This window comes from Mycobacterium sp. (genome assembly GCF_049683935.1).
GTDB lineage: Bacteria > Actinomycetota > Actinomycetes > Mycobacteriales > Mycobacteriaceae > Mycobacterium.
Map to the genome: position 1 here is coordinate 1 of NZ_JBAUJR010000186.1, position 9,462 is coordinate 9,462.

Here is a 9,462-nt window from a genome sequence, read left to right on the forward strand (position 1 = left end):
ACCCAAGGCCGAGCCGCAGCCCGAACCCGAACCCACGGCGGAAGCCGAGCCCGACGCAGCGCCGGAACCGGCAGCGCCGACCAACGGTTCGGGCAACGGTTCAGGCAACGGCGAGGCCCGTATCGTCGGCGACGAGCCGCCGGTGAAGGGCCTCGGCATCGCCAAGGGTGCGCGCCGGCCCGGCAGGAAATAGCCGGCCTTCCCTGACCGCCGTGTCGTTCTCGTAGCAAAAAGGCGTGGACAACCGTGGGAGACTTCTCGATGTGAGCACCCATCAGTTGCCGTGGCACGCAACCGGCCAGCAAGGCCGGCCGCGCACGTTCACGCAGTCGAGCAAGCTGCAGGACGTCCTGTACGAGATCCGCGGACCCGTACACGAGCACGCCTCGCGCCTGGAGGCCGAGGGACACCGGATCCTCAAGCTCAACATCGGCAACCCGGCGCCGTTCGGCTTCGAGGCGCCCGATGTGATCATGCGCGACATCATCTCGGCACTGCCCTACGCACAGGGGTACTCCGATTCCAAGGGCATCGTCAGCGCGCGCCGCGCCGTGTTCACCCGCTATGAGCTCGTCGACGGGTTCCCGCGCTTCGACATCGACGACGTGTATCTGGGCAACGGCGTCTCCGAGCTGATCACGATGACGCTGCAGGCGCTGTTGGACAACGGCGACCAGGTCCTCATCCCGGCTCCGGACTACCCGCTGTGGACGGCGTCGACGTCGCTGGCGGGCGGTACCCCGGTGCACTACCTGTGCGACGAGACCCAGGGCTGGCAGCCCGACATCGCCGATCTGGAATCCAAGATCACCGACCGCACCAAGGCCATCGTCGTGATCAACCCGAACAACCCGACGGGGGCGGTATATCCCCGCGAGGTGCTCACCCAGATCGCCGAGTTGGCGCGCAAGCACGAGTTGATGCTGCTCGCCGACGAGATCTACGACAAGATCCTCTACGACGACGCCGAGCACATCGCGATGGCCTCGGTCGCCCCGGATGTCCTGACGCTCACCTTCAACGGGCTTTCGAAGGCCTATCGTGTCGCGGGTTACCGCTCGGGCTGGCTGGTCATCACCGGCCCCAAGGAACACGCCACCAGCTTCATCGAAGGCATCAGCCTGCTGGCCAACATGCGGTTGTGCCCGAATGTGCCTGCACAGCACGCGATTCAAGTTGCGCTGGGAGGCCATCAGAGCATCGACGATCTGGTGCTGCCCGGTGGCCGGCTGCTGGAGCAGCGTGATGTCGCGTGGACGCAGCTCAACGAGATCCCCGGGGTGTCGTGCGTGAAACCCCAAGGCGCGCTGTATGCATTCCCCCGATTGGACCCCGAGGTCTACGACATCGCCGACGACGAGCAACTCGTCCTCGACCTGCTGCTGCAGGAGAAGATCCTGGTGACCCAGGGCACCGGCTTCAACTGGCCGACACCGGATCACCTGCGGATCGTCACGCTGCCGTGGGCCCGGGATCTCGCCAATGCGATCGAACGTCTGGGCAACTTTCTCGTGAGCTACCGGCAGTGATGCTCTGACAGCCGCTACCCATACCCTGTCGGGGTGGCCCACTCACATTCACACTCGCATTCGCTGAGCGGCCCGTCGCCGCTCGGGCCACTGGCCGCCAAGATCGTCGTCGGACTCCTGATCGCCTGCGGCGTCGCGACACTGATCGGCGCCGCGCTGCTGTGGCCCAGCGGGCAGAAGGCCGATATTCCGCTGCCGTTTCAGAATGCCGCCGGTAATGCGGTCACCACCGAGGCCGGCCACGTGTTGTCCAGCAGTTCCGCGCCCTGCGGTAGCCCGTCGTCGGGCGCGGTGCTCACCGATGATCCGCTGCCCGCCCAGGAACAGGGCGCTTCTCCCTGCGTGCAGAACCTGGTGGCCATCGACTCCGGACCCAACGAGGGCGCGAACACCCTGCTGGAGTTCAGCGGCGGCCCCGGCCAACCCAGCCTCGCCGTGGGCGACGACGTCCGCCTCAGTCGCACGGTCGGCGACGGCGGCACCACCACGTACGCGTTCTACGATTTCGAGCGGTCGTGGCCGCTGGCGGCGCTGGCCGTGGTGTTCGCAGTCGTGATCGTCGCGGTGGCGCGCTGGCGGGGTCTGCGTGCGCTGGTCGGCATCGTGATCGCTTTCGGGGTGCTGGTGGTGTTCCTGCTTCCGGCACTCCGCGACGGTGCGCCCGCCGTTCCGGTGGCGGTGGTGGCCTCCTCCGCGATCCTCTACGCGGTCATCTACCTCGCTCACGGCGTGAGCCTGCGGACCAGCGCGGCCCTGCTGGGGACACTGGCCTCGCTGCTGCTGGCAGCCTTCCTGTCCTGGGGGGCAATCGAATTCGCGCATCTGACCGGACTGTCCGAAGACCAGAACAACGAGGTGGCCGCCTACCTGGGCAATGTGTCGATCACGGGCCTGCTGCTGGCGGGGTTCATCATCGGTTCGCTCGGTGTCCTCAACGATGTGACGGTCACGCAGGCTTCCACGGCGTTCGAGTTGGCCGCGGTCGGTGACGGCACGTCACGTCGCGAGGTGTTCGTCGGGGCCATGCGGGTGGGTCGCGACCACATCGCCAGCACCGTCTACACGCTGGTGCTGGCGTACGCGGGCAGCGCGTTGCCGCTGCTGCTGCTGTTCAGCGTCGCGAATCGCTCGCTCGGTGACGTGCTGACCAGCGAAAGCGTCGCCATCGAGATCGCGCGCTCCGCGGTGGGCGGCATCGCGCTGGCGTTGTCGGTGCCACTGACGACGGGCATCGCGGCGCTGCTGGCGACGCCGACGACTACCCGGGCTGTGTGACCCGGTACACCTCGATCTCCTCGGGCAGGCCTTTGAAGTGTTGCAGGCCGAGGCTTTCGAACTTCAGAGCCGATCCCGCCGACAGGTCGCGCACGGTACGGCTGGCGAGGATTTCGCCTGCGCCTGCCATCGCGCCGATACGCGCCCCGGTGTGCACCGCCAGTCCACTCCATTCGGCGCCGCGACGTTCACATTCACCCGTGTGGATACCGACGCGGATCGGGATGCCTCGCGTCGCGAGCTCAGGCACGAGTTCCAGAGCGCACCGAGCCGCCTTCGTCGGGCCGTCGAGCAGCGCGAAGTAGCCGTCACCGGTGTGACTCGCGCGGATTCCGCCGTAGCGGGAGAGCACCCGTTCGACGAGCTCGTCGTGGGCATCGAGCTGCTGGCGCCAATGCGTATCGCCGTGAGCGCTGAGCTTTTCGGTGGAGCCGACGATGTCGGTGAACATCACCGTCTTGACGACGCGTTCGTCGGCCGGCGACCCCTTGCCACCACAAAAGAAGGCCAGCACCTGATCGGTCACCTCGTCGATGATGTCGAAGGAATTGTGCGGACCGCGCGCAAGCAGCCGAAATTGAGCATGCGGAATCGCCGCCGCCAGTGCCGCGGCGGCGTCAATGGGTACCAGCCGATCTCCCGGGCGCGCGAGCACCAACGTCGGCGCCTGGATCGTGCCCAACGCCGCGCGCACGTCGACATCGACAAAAGCCTGCCACCACAGCTTCGCCATCGTCGGGCTCGCGATCGACCGCTGGCGCTTCCCGAACCCTTCGCGCACACCGGCGATTTCGGAGACTTCGTTGTAGAACAGATCGACCAACGCCCCGTCGCCCCAACTCTGGTCGATTTCATCGAGTTGCGTCGCGATCTGCTCAGCGGTGAATCCCCACGGGTGGTCCGGCAGTTGCTGCGAGAAGCGGGCAGCGGTGCCGTACAGGAGAAGTCGGTGAATTCTGTCGGGATACATTGCGGCGAACATGATCGCGAGCGCGCCACCGTCACCGGTTCCGGACAACGAGGGCCGGTCCTCACCGATGGCATCAACCACCGCCACGAGATCGGTCACCCGCTCCTCCACCGTGAGGACATGGTCGGCCGGGTCCGACAGTCCGGTGCCGCGTCGATCCCAGATGACCAACGTCATCTCTTCCGCGAGCCGATTGACGAGGCGGGCGTACGGACTGTCCGGCTCGTCGATGTTGTCGACGTCGTTGACCACCCAACCCGGCGTCCAGATCGCCACCGGCCCGGAGTCTCCGAAGACGCGGTATGCCAGCCGCACGTCGCCGTTGCGGGCATAGCGAACCCTGCTGTCCCCCACGTCAATATGGTGACACTCGGCAGCTCAGCGCTGCAGCAGTTCCAGCAGATAGGCCCCGTAGCCCGACTTGAGCAACGCCTGCGCGCGGGCGGCGAGGGTGTCGTCGTCGATGAAGCCGACCCGCCAGGCGACCTCCTCCGGCACGCTGATCTTCAGTCCCTGCCTGCGCTCGATCGTCCGCACGTAGTCGCTGGCGTCCAGCAGCGAGTCGAAGGTGCCGGTGTCCAGCCAGGCGGTACCGCGCGCCAGCACCTCGACGGCCAGTCGGCCCTCGTTGAGGTACCGCTGGTTGATCTCGGTGATCTCGTACTCACCGCGGGCCGACCTGCCCAGCGACCGCGCGATGTCCACCACGTCGTTGTCGTAGAAATACAGCCCGGGCACCGCGTAGTGCGATTTCGGCGTGGCGGGCTTCTCCTCCAGCGACAACGCGGTGCCGTCGGCCGCGAACTCGATGACCCCGTAGGCCGACGGGTTGGCCACCCAGTAGGCGAAGATCGCGGCCCCGCTGACGTCCCGGAATCGGCCGAGGCTGGTACCCAGGCCCGGGCCGTAGAAGATGTTGTCGCCCAAAACCAGTGCCACAGAATCGTTTCCGATGTGGTCGGCACCGATCAGGAAGGCCTGAGCCAGCCCGTCGGGCTGGTCCTGGACGGCGTAGGTCAGGTTGATGCCGAGATCCGATCCGTCGCCGAGCAGACGATGGAAGGCCGGAGCATCCTGCGCAGTGGTGATGACCAGGATGTCGCGGATGCCCGCCATCATCAGCGTGGACAACGGGTAGTAGATCAGCGGCTTGTCGTAGACGGGCACCAACTGCTTGCTGACCCCCATCGTGATGGGGTACAGCCGGGTGCCCGATCCGCCGGCCAGGATGATCCCACGCATCAGCCGGTCAGGTCCGCTTCGTTCAGGTCGGTCGCGGCCAGCGCGGAGGCCAGGTCGTCATGCCGGAACACCGAGGTGACATGGTCGTCCACCACCCGAAAAGCTGAAGCCGCCGTGCCACCCTCCCCGGTGACCGACACGATGCGCTGTTCGACGACGACCACGCCGTCGTGGACGTAGATCCGGCCGGGCTCCGCCTTGCCGTCGAGGTCCCGTGCCCAGTCGCGCAGCGCGGCGTGTCCCTGGGCGGCGCCGTGGGCGTCACCGATCTCGATGTCCTCGCTGGACAGCGACAGCAAGGTGCCGACATCGCCGGCGTTGAGCGCGTCGTGCCAGGCAAGAACGGTGGCCATCTCCGAAGTGGTCATAGTCGCGAAACTACGCCATTCAGTAGCGCATGCGGTTCAGTACGGCGTGCTGTCGAGCCAGGCCTCCCAGACAGCGGTGTCGCCGAACACCTCGAGTCCCGCCTCGGCCGCCGTCCTGCGGCGCACGGTGGCCAGCAGCAGGTCGGTCACCGGGCCCCGCAGCGCCACGCTGGCCTTGCTGTGGCTGTGTGACCACCACAGGCCTTCACCGTCGTGGACGATGGTCCACTCCCCCGTCGGCCCGAGTTTCTCCTCGCTGGCGTGCAGGTGGATGGTCTCCCCGCGTGGCAGAACCGGGGAGAGGCGTCTGTCGACGCAGGCTCGTTCGATCCATTCACTGAGGGCGTCGCCGGCCAACTCAGGTGACAGCTCGAACTGCTCACCCAACGCGAGCGCCGCATCCGCGCGGTGCACGGTCGCCTCGTGGAGTCGCCGCCGGATCCACCAGCCTGCTGGTTTCGGACCGAAAAACGTCCACACCCGGGTTTCGGGGCTGACGTGCTCGACCGCGTCGATGACCATCTGCGCGCCGGCGTTCAGCCAGTCGACCGCCGCGTCGGCGTCATCAGGCGGTTTACCGTCGCGCACGTCGTGGGGATCCAACGGCTGGCTGCGGCGATCACTGATTATCTGTGCGGCCCAACGATTTCCCCGCCCGACATGGCGGAACAACTGGCGCAGTGTCCAGTCGCCGCATGTCGGTACCGGGGTCGCCGGGTCTGCTGACCTGATCTGGTCACCGAACGCTCGAGTCTGCTCGAGCAGGGCTGCTCGGAAGTCCACCTCACGAACCTAACGTGGCCCGCGCCTTTCCAAGCGCAATCGGCAAGGATGACCACCCGCGAAGCACGCGGGTGTCGCGCCGACTGCCGGCGCCCGCCAGTCGGGCATCCGGGTAGCGCTCGAAGAACGTCCGCAGCCCGACCTCGCCTTCGGCGCGGGCTAGCGCGGCACCCAGGCAGAAGTGCCTGCCGCCGGAGAACGACAGGTGCTTTCCGGCGTTGTCGCGCTCGAGATCGAAGCGGTGTGGATCGTCGAAGACCTTGGGGTCCCGGTTCGCACCGGCCAGGTGGATGATGACGAGTTCGCCGCGCTGGATCGCGGTACCCGCGACGACGACGTCCCTGCGGGCGATGCGGGCACTCATCTGCACCGGCGAGTCCAGCCGTAGGACCTCCTCGACCGCGATGGGCCACAGCTCGGGGCGGGCCGACAGCGTCTCGAGGAGTTCGGGGGTGTCGATCAGCATCCGGATGCCGTTGCCCAGCAGGTTCACGGTCGTCTCGAACCCGGCGGCGAGCACCAGGCCCGCGGTGGCCTGCAGTTCGCGTTCGGTCAGTCGGGCTCCCTCGTCGGCGCCCTCGCTGGCCAGGATCAACTGGCTCATCAGATCGTCGCCCGGGTTGCGGCGCAGCCTCTCGAGGTGCCCTCCCAGCCAGCGGTTGAAGCCGACGAGACCCCTGTGTACCTGGGTGTACTGCTGCCACGACAGGCCGATGTCGAGGCTGGGCGCCCCGAGCTCGCCGAAGTGCAGGATGTGCTGGCGGTCGGCCTCGGGCACGCCGAGGATGTCGCTGATCACCGCGACCGGCAACTGCGAGCAGTACCGGTCCACCACGTCGACGACGCCGGACTGGCCCTCGAGGTCGTCGAGCAGTTGGTCGGCGGTCTGCTGCACGCGTTCGCGCAGCGCCGCCACCGCCCTGGGGGTGAACACCGAGGACACCAGCTTGCGGCAGCGAGTGTGGTCGGGCGGCTCGATCGACAGCAGCGACGGCGGCTCGATCGGATGCAGCAGACCGGGGTGGGTTTTGTCATTGATCCAGCGCAGAGGCTGCGGCAGCCCTGCACCGAGTGAGGAGACCCGGAAGTCGTCGGAACGCAGCAGCTCGTTGGCCACCTGGTGGTCGAAGGTCATCAGGACCGCGCGACAGCGGATCACCGGGCCCTGGTCCCGATGTTCGTCGGCGAACGCGGCGGGGTTGTCGCGGACGGCCGGATCGGAGATCAGGCGAGCCTGCGGATCCCCGCTGCGGCGGGCCCCGACTGTGGACAGCCCCCGGATCACTCCGTGCAGGGCGAGCCATCGGATTCGTTGCTGCAGATCGGCTGCCATCACCCGAGTTTAAGCAGAGGCCGCAGATCGGCCAAGGAGTCGAAGAGATGCCAGATGTAGGACGACGCTCCGTTCTCGCGGTGGGCGTGCAAATCGACGAGTTCGGGATCGTTGCGGTAGCTGTCGAACGCGTCCTTCGAGTCCCACTCGACGAGGATCAGCACAGTGCGCGGTTCGATGTCGCCGGTGACCGATTCCCGGAACTTTCCGAGCGCGACGACCCGACCGCCGTGCTTTGCGACCTCCTGGGGGGAACGCTTCGAGTAGGCGACATACTCGTCGCGGTCGGCGATGTCGAAGAGGTTCAGTGCGTACACCGTCATGCAGGCGACGCTACGCGGCCGAGGGTGCTCCATCTGCCCGGCCCAGCGCGTGGACCCGCCATCCGGCGCCGCGCCACTTGCCGATGTCGAGACAATTACGGCCGTCGACAATGACTTTCGCGCGCACGATGGCAGCCAGGGTCTGCGGCTGCAGTTCGACGAACTCGTCCCATTCGGTCAGCACCAGCACCGCATCGGCCCGGTCGCACGCCTCGACCGCGGAGATCGAGTAGTTGAGGGTGGGGAAGATCCGCCGTGAGTTCTCCATGGCCTTGGGGTCGTAGACGTTGACGGTGGCGCCGTTGAGTTGCAACAACCCGGCGACGTTCAGCGCCGGCGAGTCGCGCACGTCGTCGGACTCGGGCTTGAAGGCCGCGCCCAGCACGGCCACGTTCGCACCCAGCAGCGAGCCACCGCACGCCTTGGTCGCCAGTTCGACCATCCGGGTCCGGCGACGCATGTTGATGCTGTCCACTTCCCGCAGGAACGTCAGCGCGTGGTTGGCGCCGAGTTCGCCGGCGCGCGCCATGAACGCGCGGATGTCCTTGGGTAGGCAGCCCCCGCCGAAACCGAGGCCGGCGTTGAGGAATCGCCGGCCGATGCGGGCGTCGTAGCCGAGCGCATCGGCCAGCAGGGTGACGTCGGCGTCGACGGCCTCGCACACCTCCGAGATCGCGTTGATGAACGAGATCTTCGTCGCCAGGAACGCGTTGGCGGACACCTTGACCAGCTCCGCGGTCTGCAGATCGGTCAGCAGGAACGGCACGTCCTCGGCCAGCAGTGGTGCGTACAGGGACCGGACCGCTTCCTCGGCAAGCGTCGAATCCTGTTGCACACCAAGGACGATACGATCCGGGTGCAGCGTGTCGTGGATGGCGAACCCCTCGCGCAGGAACTCGGGGTTCCAAGCCACCTCGACGGTCACCCCCTCGGGCGCCAGGCGACCGGCGCGGGCGCACAGTTCGGCGGCGGTACCCACCGGCACGGTCGACTTGCCCACGATCACCGCGGGGCGCCGCAGCAGCGGTACCAGCGTGTCGACGACGGCGTACACATGGCGCAGGTCCGCGGAGTACTCGCCTTTCTTCTGCGGGGTGCCCACGCCGAGGAAGTGCACGTCAGCGAACTCCGCCGCCTCGGCGTAGTCGGTGGTGAAGCGCAACCGGCCCTCGTCGATGTTGCGCTGCAGCATCTTTCGCAGACCGGGCTCGTAGAACGGGACGTCACCACCGGAGAGCTTGGCAACCTTGCCGGGGTCGATGTCCACGCCGATGACGTCATGGCCCAGTTCGGCCATTCCCACCGCGTGGGTCGCGCCGAGGTATCCCGTGCCGAAGACGGTGCATCGCATACTGCCTCTATAGGCAGCCCCGATGAGCTAGTTGCTACGCGACACTGAGCACCAGGCCAACGGCAGGTGACGAATGCTAGCCGCGACCGCCTGAGCTGCAGAACACCAGGAAGCAACCGTCGCCGTTGATATCGCCGGGAACGCCACTGCTCGAGCCGCCCCGCGAGGACCCCGAGTCGCCGCGCGAGGAGCCCGAGTCGCCGGACCCGCTCGAACCGCGACCGCTGCTGCCTCCAGAGGCGCCCGATCCGCCCGAGCCACCCGAGGCGCCCGAACCTGAGCCACCCG

Annotated in this window: 10 protein-coding genes and 1 pseudogene; 3 read left to right on the top strand and 8 right to left on the bottom strand. The window is 67.3% G+C overall.

The window, feature by feature from the left end; all coding sequences use genetic code 11:
* The 3 genes from WA965_RS10220 to WA965_RS10230 form a co-directional block, all read left to right on the top strand.
* On the top strand, positions 1 to 193 hold a 193-nt coding region (locus WA965_RS10220; protein ID WP_526303344.1), incomplete at its 5' end, for a hypothetical protein.
* A gap of 43 nt (positions 194 to 236) precedes the next feature.
* Entirely contained in the window at positions 237 to 1,529 is a 1,293-nt protein-coding gene (locus tag WA965_RS10225) for a pyridoxal phosphate-dependent aminotransferase (RefSeq protein ID WP_526303345.1), read from the top strand.
* Positions 1,530 to 1,562: 33 nt separating this feature from the next.
* Positions 1,563 to 2,804, top strand: a complete 1,242-nt coding sequence (locus WA965_RS10230) for a YibE/F family protein (RefSeq protein ID WP_526303346.1) — start codon at positions 1,563 to 1,565, stop codon at positions 2,802 to 2,804.
* On the opposite strand, the gene WA965_RS10235 is transcribed toward WA965_RS10230, so the two are convergent.
* From WA965_RS10235 to WA965_RS10270, 8 genes and pseudogenes are all read right to left on the bottom strand, one after another.
* The gene (locus WA965_RS10235; RefSeq protein ID WP_526303347.1) at positions 2,788 to 4,128 is read right to left on the bottom strand and encodes an adenylate/guanylate cyclase domain-containing protein; all 1,341 of its coding nucleotides are present in this window, start codon (positions 4,126 to 4,128) and stop codon (positions 2,788 to 2,790) included. The genes WA965_RS10230 and WA965_RS10235 overlap by 17 nt on opposite strands.
* Positions 4,129 to 4,152: 24 nt before the next feature.
* Entirely contained in the window at positions 4,153 to 5,016 is an 864-nt protein-coding gene (gene rfbA, locus WA965_RS10240) for a glucose-1-phosphate thymidylyltransferase RfbA (protein ID WP_526303348.1), read from the bottom strand.
* Positions 5,016 to 5,384 carry a nuclear transport factor 2 family protein gene (locus WA965_RS10245; RefSeq protein ID WP_526303349.1) on the bottom strand — a complete coding sequence of 123 codons (369 nt, stop codon included), beginning with the start codon at positions 5,382 to 5,384 and terminating at the stop codon, positions 5,016 to 5,018. Before WA965_RS10245 ends, rfbA begins: the two co-directional genes overlap by 1 nt.
* 36 nt (positions 5,385 to 5,420) lie before the next feature.
* A complete protein-coding gene (locus WA965_RS10250) occupies positions 5,421 to 6,167 on the bottom strand; it encodes a maleylpyruvate isomerase family mycothiol-dependent enzyme (RefSeq protein WP_526303350.1) in 747 nt (248 codons plus the stop codon).
* Between the two features lies 1 nt (position 6,168).
* Complete coding sequence (locus WA965_RS10255; protein ID WP_526303351.1) at positions 6,169 to 7,500, bottom strand: cytochrome P450; 1,332 nt, start codon at positions 7,498 to 7,500, stop codon at positions 6,169 to 6,171.
* On the bottom strand, positions 7,500 to 7,823 hold the full coding sequence (locus WA965_RS10260; protein ID WP_526303352.1) for a DUF1330 domain-containing protein: 324 nt from the start codon (positions 7,821 to 7,823) through the stop codon (positions 7,500 to 7,502). The genes WA965_RS10255 and WA965_RS10260 overlap by 1 nt, the downstream gene beginning before the upstream one ends.
* 10 nt (positions 7,824 to 7,833) lie before the next feature.
* Positions 7,834 to 9,174, bottom strand: a complete 1,341-nt coding sequence (locus tag WA965_RS10265) for a UDP-glucose dehydrogenase family protein (protein WP_526303353.1) — start codon at positions 9,172 to 9,174, stop codon at positions 7,834 to 7,836.
* 76 nt (positions 9,175 to 9,250) lie between these two features.
* Positions 9,251 to 9,462 (bottom strand): annotated as a pseudogene (locus tag WA965_RS10270) (hypothetical protein); the annotation flags it as partial.